At 75.4% G+C, this 17627-nt stretch carries 6 protein-coding genes; all 6 read left to right on the forward strand.

Features of this window, described 5'->3' with window-relative positions; all coding sequences use genetic code 11:
* On the forward strand, positions 1–3892 hold a 3892-nt coding region (locus tag ACFYWM_RS44085; RefSeq protein ID WP_389927694.1), incomplete at its 5' end, for an SDR family NAD(P)-dependent oxidoreductase.
* Between the two features lie 152 nt (positions 3893–4044).
* Positions 4045–4845, forward strand: coding sequence for an ABC transporter ATP-binding protein (locus tag ACFYWM_RS44090; protein ID WP_389927696.1), 801 nt, complete (start codon positions 4045–4047; stop codon positions 4843–4845).
* The gene (locus ACFYWM_RS44095) at positions 4845–7403 is read left to right on the forward strand and encodes an ABC transporter permease (protein ID WP_389927698.1); all 2559 of its coding nucleotides are present in this window, start codon (positions 4845–4847) and stop codon (positions 7401–7403) included. Before ACFYWM_RS44090 ends, ACFYWM_RS44095 begins: the two co-directional genes overlap by 1 nt.
* Before the next feature lie 423 nt (positions 7404–7826).
* Complete coding sequence (locus ACFYWM_RS44100) at positions 7827–9149, forward strand: activator-dependent family glycosyltransferase (RefSeq protein ID WP_389927701.1); 1323 nt, start codon at positions 7827–7829, stop codon at positions 9147–9149.
* Between the two features lie 145 nt (positions 9150–9294).
* Complete coding sequence (locus ACFYWM_RS44105; RefSeq protein ID WP_389927703.1) at positions 9295–15888, forward strand: SDR family NAD(P)-dependent oxidoreductase; 6594 nt, start codon at positions 9295–9297, stop codon at positions 15886–15888.
* A 50-nt stretch (positions 15889–15938) separates the two neighbouring features.
* On the forward strand, positions 15939–17627 hold a 1689-nt coding region (locus tag ACFYWM_RS44110; RefSeq protein WP_389927706.1), incomplete at its 3' end, for a type I polyketide synthase.

The following is a 17627-nucleotide window of genomic DNA, read 5'->3' on the forward strand; positions in this document are numbered from 1 at the left end:
CGTTGACTGGGAGACCTTCTTCGCCGACGCGGCGAGCGCGGCCGGGGTGGAGGGGCCGCGCCGGGTGGAGCTGCCCACCTACGCCTTCCAGCACCGCCACTACTGGCTGGAGACCGGCGGCCTCACCGGCGACGCGACCGGCCTGGGCCAGGTCTCCGCCGAGCACCCCCTGCTGGGCGCCGTGGTGGCGCTGCCCGAGTCCGGCGGCGCCGTGCTGACCGGGCGGGTCTCGCTGAGCAGCCACCCCTGGCTGGCCGACCACACCATCCTGGACAACGTCCTCGTACCGGGCACGGCCTTCGTCGAGCTGGCGGTCCGCGCGGGTACCCAGGTCGGCTGCGAGGCCGTCGAGGAGCTCACCCTGGAGGCCCCGCTGGTGCTGACCGGCAGGGACGGCGTCGCGCTCCAGGCGGTCGTCGGCGGCGCCGACGACTCAGGCCGCCGCCCCCTGTCGCTGTACTCGCGGGCCGGAAGCGGCGACGAGCCGTGGACCCGGCACGCCACCGGTTTCCTCGCCCCAGCCGGGCCCGCCGGGGAGTTCGACCTCGCCGTGTGGCCGCCGCCGGGCGCCGTCCCCGTCGACCTCACCGGCCTGTACGAGCGGCTCGCCGCCGAGGGGGCGGGCTACGGCCCGGCCTTCCAGGGGCTGCGCGCCGCCTGGCGGCGGGACGGCGAGGTGTTCGCCGACGTCGCGCTGCCCGAGGCCGTAGCCGCCGACGCCTCCCTGTTCGGCGTCCACCCGGCCCTGCTGGACGCCGCGCTGCACGCCGTCGAGCTCGGCGGGCAGGCCGCGCCGGACCAGGCGGTCGAGCTGCCGTTCGCCTGGAGCGGCGTCGCGCTGCACGCCACCGGCGCCTCCTCGGTCCGGGTACGGGTCTCCAGGGACGCTTCCGGCACCGCCTCGCTCCAGGTGGCCGACGCCACCGGCGCCCCGGTGGTCACCATCGGGTCGCTGGCCATGCGCCCCGTCTCCGCCGACCGGCTCGGCGCCGCCCGCGACACGGCCCGCGAGTCGCTGTACCGGGTGGACTGGACGGCCGTGCCCGCCGTCGCGGGCGGCGGGGAGTGGGCCGTCCTCGGCGCCGAGGACGGCGAGCTGGGCCGGGCGCTGCGCTCCGCCGGGCTCGACGTCACCTTCGCCGGAGGCCTCGACGCGCTGCGGGCCATGCCGTCCACGCCGGGGACCGTGCTGGTCTCCACCTGGGAGGACCGGCCGGAGTCCGAGAAGGCCGAGGTGACCGAGCCCGAGGCGGCGCGCGCCGCGACGCTCCGCGTCCTCGACCTGCTCGGCGCCTGGCTCGCCGACGACCGCCTCGCCGGGACCAGGCTCGCGGTGGTGACCCGCGGCGCGGTCAGGAGCGGGTTCGGCGACGGCCCGCCCGACCTCGCGCAGGCACCCCTGTGGGGCCTCGTCCGCGCGGCGCAGGCGGAGAACCCCGGCCGATTCCTGCTGGTCGACGTGGACGGTACCGACGACTCCTACCGCGCGCTGCCCGCCGTACCGGAGACGGGGGAGCCCGAGCTGGCGCTGCGGGACGGGCAGGCGGTGGCGCCGCGCCTGAGCAGGGCGCGGTCGGCGGGCATGCTGGAGCCCCCGGCCGGCGCGCGGGCCTGGCGCCTGGAGGTGACCACGCAGGGCACGCTGGACAACCTGACGCTGGCCCCGTGCGACGCCGACGAGCGCCCGCTGGAGCCCGGCCAGGTGCGGGTGGCGATCCGCGCCGGCGGCCTGAACTTCCGTGACGTCATGATCACCCTTGGCATGTACCCCGGCAGGGCCGACCTGGGCGCCGACGCCGCCGGGGTGGTCGTCGAGGTCGGGCCCGGGGTCACCGGCCTCGCGCCCGGCGACCGCGTGATGGGCCTCGTCGACGCGGGCTTCGGCCCGTACGCGGTGGTCGACCGGCGCATGGTCGTGCCGATCCCCGCGGGCTGGACCTTCGCCGAGGCCGCCTCGGTGCCCGCGGTGTTCGCCACCGCCTACTACGGCCTCGTCGACCTCGCCGGTCTCAGGGAGGGCGAGTCGGTGCTGGTGCACGCGGCGGCCGGCGGCGTCGGCATGGCGGCCGTGCAGCTCGCCCGCCACCTGGGCGCCGAGGTGTTCGGCACGGTGAGCGACGGTAAGCGGGACGCGCTGCGGGCCCTGGGCGTCGCCGACGACCGCATCGCCTCCTCCCGGGACCTGGACTTCAGGGGCCGCTTCCTGGAGGCCACCGGCGGGCGCGGCGTGGACGTCGTCCTCAACTCGCTGGCCCGCGAGTTCGTGGACGCCTCCCTGGAGCTGCTGCCGCGCGGCGGCCGGTTCGCCGAGATGGGCAAGACCGACGTGCGGCTCGCCGAGGAGGTCGCCGCCGAACACCCCGGCGTCTCCTACCGGGCCTTCGACCTCTCCGACGCCGGCCCCGACCGGACCGCGGAGATCCTGGCCGAGCTGGTCCGGCTGTTCGAGCGCGGGGTGCTCACCCCGCCGCCGGTCCGCGGCTGGGACGTGCGCCACGCCCCCGAGGCGTTCCGGTTCATGGCGCAGGCCAGGCACGTCGGCAAGCTCGTGCTCACCGTGCCCGTCCCCCTCGACCCCGAGAGCACGGTGCTCGTCACCGGCGGCACCGGCGGGCTCGGCGCCCTCGTCGCGCGGCACCTCGTCACCCGCCACGGCGCCCGCCGCCTCCTGCTGGCCGGGCGGCGGGGCATCGAGGCCCCGGGCGCCGAGGGGCTCCGCGACGAGCTGGCCGGGCTGGGAGCCGAGGTCACCGTCGCCGCCTGCGACGTCTCCGACAAGGACGCCCTCACGGCGCTGCTCGCCGGTCTGCCCGCCGGCCAACCGCTCACCGCGGTCGTCCACACGGCCGGGGTCGTGGCCGACGGCGTCGTCGGGTCCCTCACGCCCGAACAGGTCGACACCGTCTGGCGGCCGAAGTCCGACGCCGCCTGGCACCTGCACGAGCTCACCCGCGACCTCGACCTGTCGGCGTTCGTGCTCTTCTCCTCCTCGGCGGGGACGCTGGACGGCGCCGGGCAGGGCAACTACGCCGCCGCGAACGTCTTCCTGGACGCGCTGGCCGAGCACCGCAGGGCCGCGGGCCTGCCCGCGGTCTCCCTGGCCTGGGGCATGTGGGCGCCCGAGGTCGGCGGCATGACCGCCCAGCTGGGCGAGGCCGACCTGCGGCGCGTACGGCGCTCCGGCCTGCTGCCGCTCACGGCCGAGACCGGGCTGGCGCTGCTCGACGAGTCACTCGTCCTCGGCGAGGCCGCCCTGGCGCCCGTCCGGCTGGACCTGGCGGCGCTGCGCTCGCGCGCCGACGCGCCACCGGCGATGCTGCGCGGCCTGGTCGCGGCCAGGACCAGGCGGGTGGCCCGCGAGGCCGCCCCGGCCCCGGCCGAGCAGTCGCTGCAACAGCGGCTGGAGTCGTTGTCGGCCACCGGCCGCGACCGCCTGCTGCTGGACCTGGTGCGCACCCACGTCGCCGCCGTCCTCGGTCACGAGGACGGGGACGCCGTCGACGCGCTCCGGCCGTTCAAGGAGCTGGGCTTCGACTCGCTGACCGCGGTGGAGCTGCGCAACCGGCTCGGCGCCGCCACCGGGGTGCGGCTGCCCGCGACCCTCATCTTCGACCACCCGACCCTGGCCTCGGTCGCCGACCTCATCAGGACGGAACTGGTCGCCGACGAGCCGCCCGCCGCGACGCTGGAGGCGGAACTGGCCAGGCTGGAGCACGCGATGGAGGCCGTGGCGCCCGACCCGGCGGAGCACGAGAGGATCGCCGCCCGGCTGCGCGCGCTGACCTCCAGATGGCTGGAGACACGCGGCGGGGAGACGGTGAGGGCGGGCGCGCCCGAGCTGGGCTCGGCGACCGCGGACGAGCTCTTCGACATCCTCGACAGCGAGCTGTGACAGTTTTCGACCGGGGACGGGCCCCTCGCGCCCAGCGCGAGGGGCTCCTGCCCCGGGACCACAGCGTCCTCACGACCACCCACCGCAAGGATGAGCGTTATGGGCCCCCAGACCGATATGCAGGCCACCGCTCGATGATTACGCTTCGCCTCATGGACACCGAAAGGACGAACACGGAGGGTAAGGGAGCCGACGAGGTCGTCAGGCTTGACTCGGTAAGGAAGACCTACCGCAGCGGGACGGGCGCCGTCGTCGCGCTGGGCGGTGTGACGATCGGCTGCCCGCGCGGCAGCCTCACCGCGATCATCGGGCCGTCGGGTTCGGGCAAGAGCACGCTGCTGCAGTGCGCGGCCGGCCTCGACCGGCCCACCTCGGGAACGGTCCTGCTGGGTGGCGAGGAGCTGAACGGGCTCGACGAGGCGGCGTTGCTCAGGCTGCGCCGCGACCGGATCGGTTTCATCTTCCAGACGTTCAACCTGCTGCCCGCGCTGGACGTGGAGGAGAACGTCACCCTGCCCCTCACCCTCGCGGGCCGGACGGCCGACCCCTCGCTGCTCGTCGACGTGATGCGCAGGGTGGGGCTCGTCGACTACATGCGCCACCGGCCCTTCGAGTTGTCCGCCGGCCAGCGCCAGCGGGTCGCCGTCGCCCGCGCCCTGGTCGCCCGCCGCGAGGTGATCTTCGCCGACGAGCCGACCGGGGGACTGGACGCCCGCGCCACCGACGAGGTCCTCGGCCTGCTCCAGGAGGCGGTGCGCGAGAGCGGGCAGACGGTCCTGATGGCCAGCCACGACCCCCTCGTCGCCTCCTACGCCGACCGCGTCGTCTTCCTCTCCGGTGGACGGGTCGTCGACGAGCTGAACCTCCCGGTGGACAGGGCGGTGATCCAGCGGATGACCCACCTCGGCATCTGGGACAGGCCGCCCGGCACCGACGGGGGGAACCCGAGCTGATGTGGCGCGTCATCCTGCGCACCCTGACCTTCCGCAAGGATGCCTTCGCCGCGCTGTTCACCGCGATGTTCCTCGGCGCCGTGATCATCTCGGCCGCGGGGGCGCTGATGGAGACCGGTGTCCGCGGGGTGGTGCCGCCCCAGCGCCTGGCCGGGGCCCCGATCGTGATAGCCGGCGACCCCTCCTACGCGCTGCCCAAGGCCGACCCCCTCGACGACGACACCGACTGGACGCGCCTGACCGAGCGCGTACGGCTCGACAGCGGGCTGCTCGACAGGGTGCGGGCCGTTCCCGGGGTGGCCGCGGTCGTCGGCGACCTGTCGTTCCCCGCCACCGTCCTGCGGGGGGAGCGGCCCGCCGGCACCGGGCACGACTGGAGCTCCGCCGCGCTCGCCCCGTACGAGCTGAGGGCGGGCACGGCGCCGGCCGGGCCCGGTGACGTGGTGCTCGACGCCGTGCTGGCGGGGCGCTCTGGCGCGGGACCGGGCGACCGCGTCGAGGTCGCGGTCGGCGGCGTCGCGGAGACCTACCGGGTGACCGGCGTCGCCGCGCCCGCGGGCGGCCGCGCGATCGCCGGGGCCGCGATGTTCTTCTCCGCGTCCGACGCGCGGCGGCTCGCGGGCCACCTGGGCACGGTCGACGCCGCCGCCGTCCTGCCCGAGCCGGGCACCGGCGCCGGAACGCTCCGGCCGCGCGTCCAGGCCGCGCTGCGCGGCCAGGCCGCGGTGGTCCTGACCGGGGACGACCGCGGGATCGCCGAGTTCCCGAGCGGAAGGGAGGGCGGCGAGAACCTCGTCGTCATCTCCGGGGTGACCGCCGGGGTGACGCTCATGGTCACCGTGCTCGTCGTGGCGGGCACCCTGGGCATGTCGGTCGGGCACCGCAGGCGGGAGATGGCGCTGCTGAAGGCGATGGGCACGCCCCCGGCGCTGATCCGCCGCATGGTGTTCGGCGAGGTGATGACGATCTCGGCGGTCGCCGTCGTCCCGGGCTGCCTGCTCGGCCCCTATCTCGGCCACCGGCTGTTCCTGCGGCTGGTCGACGACGGGGTGGTCCCCGGGGTGATGCCGTTCCAGCAGGGCTGGATCCCCGTCCTGGCCGCCGCCGTCACGTGCCTGCTCGCCGCCGCGGCCGCGGCGTTCCTCCCGGCCAGGCGGGCGTCGCTCGTCCCGGCCGTCGACAGGCCCGCGGACGCCGTGCTGCGGGGCAGCCCGCTCGGGCCGGTACGGTCGGCGGTCGCCCTGCTCTGTCTCGGCGGGGGTGCCGCGCTCGCCGTCTCGGCGGCGGTGACGCCCCGCCCGCCCGTGGTGAGCGCCGTCTTCCTCGCCGTGTTCACCCTGGCCGTGGGACTCACCCTGGCCGCCCCCCGCATAACGAGCGTGATGACCGAGATGCTCCGCCACCCCGTGCGCGCGGTCTTCGGCCAGACGGGGCACCTCGCGATCCTCAACGCCAGGGCGCGGACCGTCCGGGTGGCCGCCGCGACCACGCCCATCATGCTCATCACCGGGATCGCCCTGTCCAACGTCTACCTGCAGACGACCCCCGCCGACGCGGCCGAGCGCGCGTACCTCAAAAGCCTGCGCGCCGACGCCGTGCTCACCGCGGAGGACGGAGGGCTGGCCGCCGGGCTGCTCGACCGGGTCCGGTCGACGCCGGGCGTCGCGGCGGCCTCGGAGTTCGTCACCGGCACCGCGTTCCTGGAGAGCCCCTACGACGCCTGGCAGAGCGAGGACGGCTGGCCGGTCCAGGGGGTGACAGCGGAGGCCGCCGGGGTCGTCACGGCGTTCAGGCTCACCGCCGGCACACTCGCCGGGCTGCGCGGCCACACCGTCGCGCTGGCCGAGGGGCACGCCGGGCAGCTCGGCCTGGGCCTCGGCGACACGGTCGGGATGCGCCTGGGCGACGGGCGCCTGGTCGGCCTCAGGGTGGTCGCGCTGCTCGCGGCGAGGGCGGGCGCCGAGACGATCCTGATGCCCGCGCGGCTGCTGGCGGCGCACACCACGGCGGGCCTGCCACCCCAGATCCTCGTGCGCGCCGCCTCGGCCGCCGACGTCCCCCGGGTGACCGCCGCGCTCGCCGGGTCGGTCAGGGCCGTACCGGGGCTGCGGGTGACCGACGCCGGCGTGCTGTCCTCGGTGGGCGTCGAGCGGCAGCGGACGCGCGGGTGGGTCGACTGCCTGTTCACCGGGACCTCGCTCGCCTTCGTGGTGATCTCGGTGATCAGCACCCAGGCGGCAGGCGCGGCGCGGCGGCGCAGGGAGTTCGGGCTGCAGCGGCTGGTCGGCTCCAGCCGGGGGCAGATCCTGCGGATGATGGGCATCGAGGGCGTCCTGGTCGCCGTCATCGGCGTCGTGCTCGGCACGGTGCTCTTCGTGCCCGTCCTGCTGCCCTTCACCATCGCGGTCAGCGGCTCCCCGCTGCCCTCGGGGCCGGTGTGGCTCTACGTCATCGTGGTCTGCTCCGCGGGGCTGTCGGCGCTCATGGGAGCCCTGTCGCCCGCCTGGGTCGCCACGCGCTCGCGTCCCGCCGCGGCCGCCCGTCCCGCCGACTCGTAGGACTCGTAGGGGGGTCGACCCCTCCCGCGCCGGGGCGCCTCCCAGAGGGGGCGCCCCGGCGCGTTCTGGCGCGTTCCCACATGCCCTGACCTGGCCGTGCCGTCCCGGGGGGCGACGCCGCCACCGGGCCGGGTCCCGGCCTTCCCACAGGGGAGGCTGAGGGGTGCGCTAGGGGTCGGTTTCCCCCTGGGGGCGTAGGTAGCGTGCTCATTGATTCAGCGTGGAAAACGGTGGACGGAAACGGCCGGACCTGCTTCTCCGGCCGTGACGGGCGGACCTGCTTTTCGGCCGTGAGGGCCGGACCTGCTTGTCCGGCCGTTCCCGGGACCGTGAACCGCCGCCGCGAGGTACGAGGGCGAATCCGCCGGCCCCGCGGCAGGCATCTGATAGATCGTGCGGCTTGATCATTCGGAGGAAGTCTTCATGCGTGTCCTGTTCACCATGCACGCCGCTGCCGCCCATCTCTTCCTCGCGGTGCCGATCGCGTGGGCGATGAAGGCCGCGGGCCACGAGGTCGTCGTCGCCGTCCAGCCGGACATCGTCGACGACGTGACCAGGACCGGCCTGACCGCGGTGCCGGTGGGGGAGCCGTCCAACATCGCGGAGAAGCTGGCGAGCATCCCCGCCGACCAGCAGATCTTCGGCTCCGGCTACGACATCGCCGAGGAACGGCCCGAGGTCCTCACCTACGAGTACGTGCGCGACTGCACGGCCGCCTTCGCCTCCCACCTGGCGCTGGACCTCATCACCGACGAGTCCATGTACGACGACATGGTCGCCTTCTGCCGGGAGTGGCGGCCCGACCTGGTGGTCTGGGACTCGATCACCTTCCCGGGGCCGGTCGCGGCCCGCGCCTGCGGCGCCGCGCAGGTCCGCTCGACCTTCGGCAGGGACCACTGGGGGCGGATGCGCTCGCTGTTCCTGCGGATGAGGGCGGAGCGGCCCGAGGCCCGCGACGAGGACCCGGTGGCCGGCTGGGTCACCGCCAAGCTGGCCAAATACGACTGCGCGTTCGACGAGGACGTCATCCTGGGCCAGGCCACCGTCGACTCGATGCCGGTCTGGACGCGCTTCCCCGTCGAGCACGACTACCTGCCCGTCCGCTACGTCCCCTACAACGGCCCGGCCGTCGTCCCCGACTGGCTGCGGACGGCCCCCGAGCGGCCCAGGGTCTGCTTCACCCTCGGGGTGTCCGGCCGCGACATGTGGGGCGGCAACGGCAGCATCGGGGCCGCCGACCTGTTCGAGGCCGTCGCCGACCTCGACGTCGAGGTGGTCGCGACCCTGAACGCCGACCAGCTCGACCCGGACCTGAAGGTGCCCGACAACGTGAGGATCGTCGACTACGTCCCGCTCAACTCGCTGCTGCCCAGCTGCGCGGCGATCGTCCACCACGGCGGCACCGGGACGTTCGGCACCTCGATGGCGCACGGCGTGCCGCAGCTCGTCGTCCCCGCGCGGCTCTACGACGAGGGCGGCATGGCCCGGCAGGTGGCCGAGCAGGGCGCGGGCCTGGTCATCCAGTCGGAGGACCTTTCGACGCGGACGCTCAGGGAGAACCTCCGGCGGCTGCTCGACGAGCCGTCGTTCCGGGAGAACGCCGCCCGGATCAGGCGCGTGGCCGAGGCCACCCCGACGCCGCACGACCTCGTGAACGACCTGGAGGAGCTGGTCGCCCGCCACCGGGCGGAGACCGGCGCCCCGGCCGCGCCCGCAGCGCCTGCGGCGCCTGTCACGGCCGGCTGAACCTCCCTTCCCGCGCGACGCCGGTTCACCGGCATGCCGAACACGGGCCGCCCCGCGACAGGGGCGCCCGTGCCCATATCGCCTCGGTCCACGGTGCGCGACGCGACCGGACGAGGCCCCCGAACGGTCTGACAGGGGTGACGTGGTGGAGAACGAAGGCAAACTTCTCGACTATCTCCGGCGGGCGACCGCCGACCTGCGGGAGGTCCGTCAGAAGCTGAAGGACGCCGAGCGCAGGGAGACCGAGCCCATCGCCGTCGTCGGGATGAGCTGCCGGTTCCCCGGCGGCGCCGACACCCCCGAGGCGCTGTGGCGGCTGCTGGCCGAGGGCGGCGACGCCGTCTCGTCCTTCCCCGAGGACCGCGGCTGGGACGTCGACGGCCTCTACGACCCCGACCCCGACCGTCCGGGCAAGAGCTACACGCGCTCCGGCGGCTTCCTCCACGACGCCGCGCGCTTCGACCCGGCCTTCTTCGGGATCAGCCCCCGCGAGGCCGTGGCGATGGACCCGCAGCAGCGGCTGCTGCTGGAGACCGCCTGGGAGGCCTTCGAGGACGCCGGCATCGACCCGGCCTCCGCGCGGGGCACCGCCGTCGGCGTCTACACCGGCGTCATCTACCACGACTACGGCTCCCGGGCCCGGGTCGTCCCCGACGACCTCGGCGGCTACATCGGCAACGGCAGCGACGGCAGCGTCGCCTCCGGGCGGGTCGCCTACGTCCTGGGCCTGGAGGGCCCGGCGGTCTCGGTGGACACCGCGTGCTCCTCGTCCCTGGTCGCGCTGCACCTGGGGGTCCAGGCGCTGCGCCAGGGCGAGTGCGCGATGGTCCTGGCCGGGGGCGTGACGGTGATGTCCACCCCGAACACCTTCGTCGAGTTCAGCCGCCAGCGCGGCCTGTCGGCGGACGGCCGGTGCAAGGCCTTCGCCGCCGCCGCCGACGGCACCGGCTGGGGCGAGGGCGCGGGCATGCTCCTGCTGGAACGCCTCTCCGACGCCCGGCGCGCGGGACACCCCGTGCTGGCCGTCATCCGCGGCTCGGCGATCAACCAGGACGGCGCGAGCAGCGGGCTGACCGCGCCGAACGGCCCCGCGCAGCAGCGGGTCATCCGCCAGGCGCTCGCCAACGCGCGCCTGTCCGCCGCCCAGGTCGACGCGGTCGAGGCGCACGGCACCGGCACCGGCCTGGGCGACCCGATCGAGGCCCAGGCGCTGCTGGCCACGTACGGGCGGGAACGTCCCGAGGGCAGGCCGCTGCGGCTGGGCTCGATCAAGTCGAACATCGGCCACACCCAGGGCGCCGCGGGCGTCGCCGGTGTGATCAAGATGGTGCTGGCGATGCGGCACGGCGTGCTGCCCCGCACCCTGCACGTGGACGCGCCCTCGCCGCACGTCGACTGGTCGGCCGGCGACGTCGAGCTGCTCACCGCCGCCGAGCCCTGGGAGGCCGGCGGCGCCCCGCGCAGGGCCGGTGTCTCCTCCTTCGGCGTCAGCGGCACCAACGCGCACGTCATCCTGGAGGAGGCCCCGCCGCCGCCCGCGCCGGAGGCCGCCGGCGACACGGACGGCGTTCTCGGCGCCTTCGGCGGGGGCCCGGGCCCCGCGCCGGTGGTGCCCTGGGTGATCTCCGGCAAGGGCGAGGGGGCGCTGCGGGCCCAGGCCGAACGTCTCGCGGCCCATGTGGACGCGGACCCCGGGCTGTCGCCGGTCGACGTCGGCCACGCCGCCGTCGCCTCCCGCACGGCCTTCCCGCACCGCGCCGTGGTGGTCGGCGCCGATCGCGACGAGCTGCTGGCGGGTGTGCGCGCCGTCGCCGGGGACGAGGCCGCGCCGAACGTCGTACGCGGCGTCGCGACCCCCGACCCGAGGGTGGTGTTCGTCTTCCCCGGCCAGGGGGCGGCGTGGGCGGGCATGGCCGTCGAGCTGATGGACTCCTCCCCGGTGTTCGCCGCCCGGATGGCCGAGTGCGCCGACGCGCTGGCGACCTTCGTCGACTGGAAGCTCGTGGAGGTGCTGCGCGGCGAGCCCGGCGCGCCGCCGCTGGGACGGGTGGACGTGGTCCAGCCCGCGCTGTGGGCCGTCATGGTCTCGGTGGCGGAGCTGTGGCGCTCGTACGGGGTCGAGCCCGACGCCGTCGTCGGCCACTCGCAGGGCGAGGTCGCCGCCGCCTGCGTGGCGGGCGCCCTGTCGCTGGAGGACGGCGCCCGGGTGGTCGCGCTCCGCAGCCTCGCCATCGGCGAGGAGCTGTCCGGCCAGGGCGAGATGATGGCGGTCGCGCTCCCGGCCGACCGGATGCGGGAACGGCTCGCCCCCTGGGGGGACCGGATCGCGGTGGCCGTGGTGAACGGCCCCGGTTCCGTGGTGCTCTCCGGCGAGACGGAGGCCCTGGACGAGCTGCTGGAGCAACTGGAGGCCGACGGCGTCCGCGCCAGGAAGATCCCCGTCGACTACCCGTCGCACTCGGCGTACGTGGAGCCGCTCAGGGAGCGCATCCTGGCCGACCTGGAGGGCCTCGCGCCCCGGCCGGTCGAGGTGCCCTTCTACTCCACGGTGACCGGCGAGCCGATCGACACCGCGGGGCTGGACGCCGGTTACTGGTACACCAACCTGAGGCAGCAGGTGCGCTTCGACGAGGCCACCCGCGCGCTGGTGCGGGACGGGTACGGGCTGCTGGTCGAGATCGGCCCGCACCCGGTGCTCACCGTGGGGATCCAGGAGACCGTGGAGCTCGCGGGCGGCACCGCGGTCGCCGTCGGCTCCCTGCGGCGCGACGACGGCGGGATGAACCGGTTCGTCACCTCGATGGCCGAGGCGTACGCGCACGGGGCGCCGGTGGACTGGGGGACGCTGTTCGCCCCCCACGCTCCCCGGCCGGTGAAACTTCCCACGTACGCCTTCCAGCGCGAGCGGTACTGGCTGGAGGCCACCGACGCGGTCGACCTGGCCTCCACCGGCCTGGCCGCGGCCGGCCACCCGCTGCTCGGCGCGGCGGTGACGCTGGCGGGCACCGGCGCGGTCCTGCTGACCGGGCGGCTGTCGACGCGCTCGCACCCGTGGCTGGCCGACCACGCCGTGGCGGGCACCGTGCTGCTGCCGGGTACGGCGTTCGTGGAGCTGGCGGTGCGCGCCGGTGACCAGGTGGGGTGCGGGGTCGTGGAGGAGCTGACGCTGGAGGCGCCGCTGGTGCTGAGCGGTGGCGGCGGTGTGCAGGTGCAGGTGTCGGTGGGTGCTCCGGACGAGACGGGCCGCCGCGCGGTCGCCGTCCACTCCCGCGCCGAGAACACGGCGGACGCCGGGGACACCGGGAGCTCCGGGGACCTCGGGGACGGGACGGACGAGCCCTGGACCCGGCACGCGACCGGCTTCCTCGTCGCCGAGCTCCCCGCGGAGCCCTTCGACCTGGCCGCGTGGCCCCCCGCCGGTACGACAGCGGTCGACCTGGACGGCCTGTACGAGAAGCTGGCGGGCCGGGGCTACGAGTACGGCCCGGTGTTCCAGGGGTTGCGGGCGGCGTGGCGGCGCGGCGACGAGATCTTCGCCGAGGTCGCCCTGCCCGAGGACGCGCGCAGGGAGGCCGGGGGGTTCGGCCTGCACCCGGCGCTGCTGGACGCGGCCCTGCACGCCGAGTCGCTGCTGGACACCGGATCCGGCGAGGTGAGCCTGCCGTTCGCCTGGTCCGGGGTCTCCCTGCACGCCGAGGGCGCCGCCGCGCTGCGGGTGCACCTGTCGCCCACCGGTGCCGACACGGTCTCGCTCCGGCTGGCGGACGTCTCGGGAAGCCCGGTGGCCTCCGTGGAGTCCCTGCTGTCGCGCCCCCTCCCGGCGAACCGGCTGCCCACGGCGGCCGACACCCGCCGCGACTCGCTGTACCGCGTGGACTGGACGACGCTGCCGACCGCCGGGTTCCCCGCCGGGCACCGGTGCGCGGTGCTGGGCGCCGACGGGATCGGGCTCGCCGACGCCCTGCGCGCGGCCGGTGCGGTGGCCGAGGGGTTCGAGGACCTGGCGGCGCTGGCGGGGTCGGCCGTGGTTCCCGACCTGGTGTTCGTCCCCTTCGTCCCGCTTGAGGATGAGGGCGTGGTGTCCGGGGTGCGGGCGGCGACGCATCGGGCGCTCGCGGTGGTGCGGGAGTGGCTGGCCGAGGAGCGGTTCGGGTCGGCGCGGCTCGTCGTGGTGACCCGGGGCGCGGCCGCCGCGCACGGCGGCGACGTCACCGACCTGGCGGGCGCCGCGGCCCTCGGCCTGCTGCGCGCCGCCCAGGCGGAGAACCCCGGCCGCCTCCTGCTGGCCGACCTCGACGAGGGTCCCGTCGTGGGCGGTGAGCTGCTCGCCGCGACGACCGCGGACGAGCCGCAGGTGGCCGTACGGGAAGGGAAGGTGTGGGCGCCGCGCCTGGCGCGGGCCGCGTCCGGCGGCGGGCTGGTGCCTCCGGCGGGGGTGGCCGAGTGGCGGCTGGACGCGCCGGTGAAGGGCAGCCTGGCGGACCTGGCGCTGGTCCCGCACCCCGCCTCCGGCAGGGCGCTGGAGGCCGGCGAGGTGCGGATCTCCGTCCGCGCCGCCGGGATGAACTTCCGCGACGTCGTCGTGGCGCTCGGCATGGTGCCCGAGCGCGACGTGCCGATGGGAGGCGAGGGCTCCGGCGTGGTGCTGGAGGTCGGGCCCGGAGTGGATGACCTGGCGCCGGGTGACCGGGTGTTCGGCCTGCTGGACGGGGCGTTCGGCCCGGTCGGGGTGACCGACCGGCGGCTGCTCGCGCCGATCCCCGACGGCTGGACCTTCGAGCAGGCCGCGTCCGTGCCAGGCGTGTTCCTCACCGCCTACCACGGCCTGAGGCACGTGGCCCGACTCCAGCCCGGCGAGTCGGTGCTGGTGCACGCCGGTGCGGGCGGGGTGGGCATGGCCGCGATACAGCTGGCCAGGCATCTCGGCGCGGAGGTGTTCGCGACAGCGAGCCCGGCCAAGTGGGAGGTGCTGCGGTCGCTGGGACTGGACGACGAGCACATCTCCTCCTCCCGCGACCTGGACTTCGAGAGGTACTTCCTGGAGGGCACACAGGGCCGGGGCGTGGACGTGGTGCTCAACTCGCTGGCCCGCGAGTTTGTGGACGCCTCCCTGCGCCTGCTGCCCCGGGGCGGCCGGTTCGTCGAGATGGGCAAGACCGACATCCGCGACGCCGCCGCGATCGGCGAGGCGTACCCGGGGGTCGGGTACGCGGCCTTCGACCTGATCGACTCCGGCCCCGACCACATCCGCCGGATGCTGGAGGAGATGCTCGACCTGTTCGGCCGGGGGGTGGTGCGGCCGTTGCCGGTGCGGTCGTGGGACGTGCGGCGGGCGCCGGAGGCGTTCCGGTTCCTGTCGCAGGCAAAGCACGTGGGCAAGATCGTGTTGACGATGCCGCAGGTGTTCGGAGCGTCCGGCACGGTGCTGGTGACCGGTGGCACCGGGACGCTGGGTGGTTTGGTGGCCCGTCATCTGGCCGGGGCGCACGGGGTGCGTCATCTGCTGCTGACCAGCCGCCGGGGCCGGGAGGCCGAGGGGGTGGCGGAGCTGGAGGCCGAGCTGGCCGCGCTCGGTGCCGAGGTGACGGTGGCGGCGTGTGACGTGGCCGACCGGGCGGCGCTGGCCGGGCTGCTGGCGGAGATCCCGGCCGGTCGTCCGCTGACCGGGGTGGTGCACACCGCCGGAGTCCTCGACGACGGGCTGGTGCAGTCCCTCACCCCGGAGCGGGTGGACGCGGTGCTGCGGCCCAAGGTGGACGCGGCCTGGAACCTGCACGAGCTCACCCGCGACCTCGACCTGTCCGCGTTCGTCATGTACTCCTCGGCCGCGGCGGTGCTGGACGGGGCGGGCCAGGGCAGCTACGCCGCGGCCAACGCGTTCCTCGACGCGCTGGCCGCGCACCGCAGGGCTCACGGCCTGGCCGGGGCCTCGCTCGCCTGGGGCTTCTGGAACCAGCGCAGCGGCATGACCGGCCACCTCGCCGACGCCGACGTGGAGCGGATGGCCCGCTCCGGGCTGGTCGGCCTGTCGTCGGAGGAGGGGCTCGCGCTCTTCGACGCCGCGGCCTCGATCGACGAGGCCCTGCTCGTGCCGATCCACCTCGACCTCGCCGCGCTGCGCGGCGCGAACGGCATGCGGTCGGCGCTGCTGCGCGGCCTCGTCCGTACCCCCGCCCGCCGGGTCGTCAGGGCCGCGGGAGGCGTCGCCCCCACCGCGTCCGGGCTCGAACAGCGCCTGGCGGGCCTGTCGGCGGAGGAGCAGGTGGCCGCGCTCGTCAAGATCGTCTGTGCCGAGGCCGCCGGGGTGCTCGGGCACGCGAGCGCGGACTCGGTGGAACCCGAGCGGGCGTTCAAGGAGCTCGGCTTCGACTCGCTCACCGCCGTCGAGCTGCGCAACCGGCTCGGCGCCGCGACCGGGCTGCGCCTGCCGACCACCCTGGTCTTCGACCACCCCACCCCGAGCGTGCTCGCCGAGCACATCAGGGACGAGATCGCCCCGCCCGCCGCCGACCCCTCGGCGTCCGTGCTCGCGGAGGTCGACCGGCTGGAGACCCTGCTGTACGCGTCGGGCGGCGGGGACCCCGTGAAGATCACGGCCCGGCTGCGGGCGCTGCTCCGCAAGTGGGACGACACGCACGGCGGCCCGGAGGAGGCCGGCTCCGTACCCGAGCGGGACTTCGGGTCGGTCACCGACGACGAGCTCTTCGCGGTCCTCGACGGGGAACTCGGCACCTCCTGATGGCGCACACCATGACGAATCCCTACTGCCCCGAGGCTGGTTGACGTCCGATGGCGAATGACGACAAGCTGCGTGACTACCTCAAGCGTGCCACCGCGGACCTGCAGCACGCCCGGCGCCGCCTGCGCGAGGCGGAGGCCAGGGACCGCGAGCCGATCGCGGTCGTGGCGATGAGCTGCCGCCTTCCCGGCGGGGTGAACAGCCCCGAGGATCTCTGGCGGCTCGTCGCGGACGGCGAGGACGCCATGTCCGGCTTCCCCGGCGACCGGGGCTGGGACCTGGACCGGCTCTACCACCCCGACCCGGACGTCCCCGGCACCACCTACGCCCGCGAGGGCGGCTTCGTCGCCGACGCCGGCGGTTTCGACGCGGGCTTCTTCGGGATGAGCCCGCGCGAGGCGCTCGCCTCCGACCCGCAGCAGAGGCTGCTGCTGGAGACCTCGTGGGAGCTGCTGGAGCGGGCCGGCATCGACCCCGCCACGGTGAAGGGCAGCCGGACGGGCGTGTTCGTCGGCGCCGCCTCCAGCGGGTACGGCGTCGGCCAGGGCGCCTTCCCCGCGGGCGTCGAGGGCCACCTGCTGACGGGCACCTCCACCGCCGTCATGTCCGGCCGGATCTCCTACACCCTCGGCCTCGAAGGACCGGCGGTGACCGCCGACACCGCCTGCTCGTCCTCGCTGGTGACCCTGCACATGGCGTGCGAGTCGCTCCGGCGCGGCGAGTGCTCCATGGCCATCACCGGCGGCGTCACCGTCATCTTCACCCCCGAGATCTTCGTGGAGTTCAGCCGCCAGCGCGGCCTCGCCCAGGACGGCCGGGTCAAGGCCTTCGCCGCCGCCGCCGACGGCACCGCCTTCTCCGAGGGGATCGGCCTGCTGCTGCTGGAGCGGCTGTCGGACGCGCGCCGCAACGGCCACCCGGTGCTGGCGGTGGTACGGGGCAGCGCGGTCAACCAGGACGGCGCGAGCAACGGCCTGTCGGCCCCGAACGGCCCCTCCCAGCAGCGCGTCATCCGCCAGGCGCTGGCCAACTCCGAGCTGGTGCCCGCCGACGTGGACGCCGTCGAGGCGCACGGCACCGGCACCATGCTCGGCGACCCGATCGAGGCCCAGGCCCTGCTCGCCACCTACGGCCAGGACCGCCCGGCCGACCGTCCCCTGTGGCTGGGGTCGGTGAAGTCGAACATCGGCCACACCCAGGCCGCCGCCGGGGTCGCGAGCGTCATCAAGGTCGTGATGGCCCTGCAGCGCGGCCTGCTGCCCAGGACCCTGCACGTCGACGAGCCCACCCCGCACGTCGACTGGTCGGCGGGCGCGGTGTCGCTGCTGACCGAGCCGGTCGAGTGGCGCGAGAACGGCCACCCGCGCCGCGCGGGGGTCTCCGGGTTCGGCATCAGCGGCACCAACGCCCACGTCATCATCGAGCAGGCCCCCGCCGACACCGGCGCCGAGGTCGAGGCGGGCGGCGGCCTGCCCGTCCCGGTGACGGAGCCCGCCGGGGGAAGGCCGCTGCCGGTCGTGCTGTCGGCTCGCGGCGAGGAGGCCCTGCGGGCGCAGGCTTCCCGCCTTGCCGCCTTCCTGGAGGAACGCGACGACCTCCGGACGCTGGACGTCGCGTACTCGCTGGCCACCGGCAGGTCCGCCTTCGACCATCGTGCGGTGGTGGTGGGCGGGGATCGCGCGGAGGTGGTGCGGGGGTTGTCGGCGCTGGCCGGGGACGCCGCGACTCCGGCGTCGGGT

The sequence above is a fragment of the Streptosporangium sp. NPDC002721 genome (genome assembly GCF_042888905.1).
In the GTDB taxonomy this organism is placed as follows: Bacteria; Actinomycetota; Actinomycetes; order Streptosporangiales; family Streptosporangiaceae; genus Streptosporangium.

Coding starts and splice junctions, on each gene's coding strand:
- ACFYWM_RS44100 (WP_389927701.1), top strand. CDS start 7,827: ATGCGTGTCCTGTTCACCATGCACGCCGCTGCCGCCCATCTCTTCCTC.
- ACFYWM_RS44090 (WP_389927696.1), top strand. CDS start 4,045: ATGGACACCGAAAGGACGAACACGGAGGGTAAGGGAGCCGACGAGGTC.
- ACFYWM_RS44095 (WP_389927698.1), top strand. CDS start 4,845: ATGTGGCGCGTCATCCTGCGCACCCTGACCTTCCGCAAGGATGCCTTC.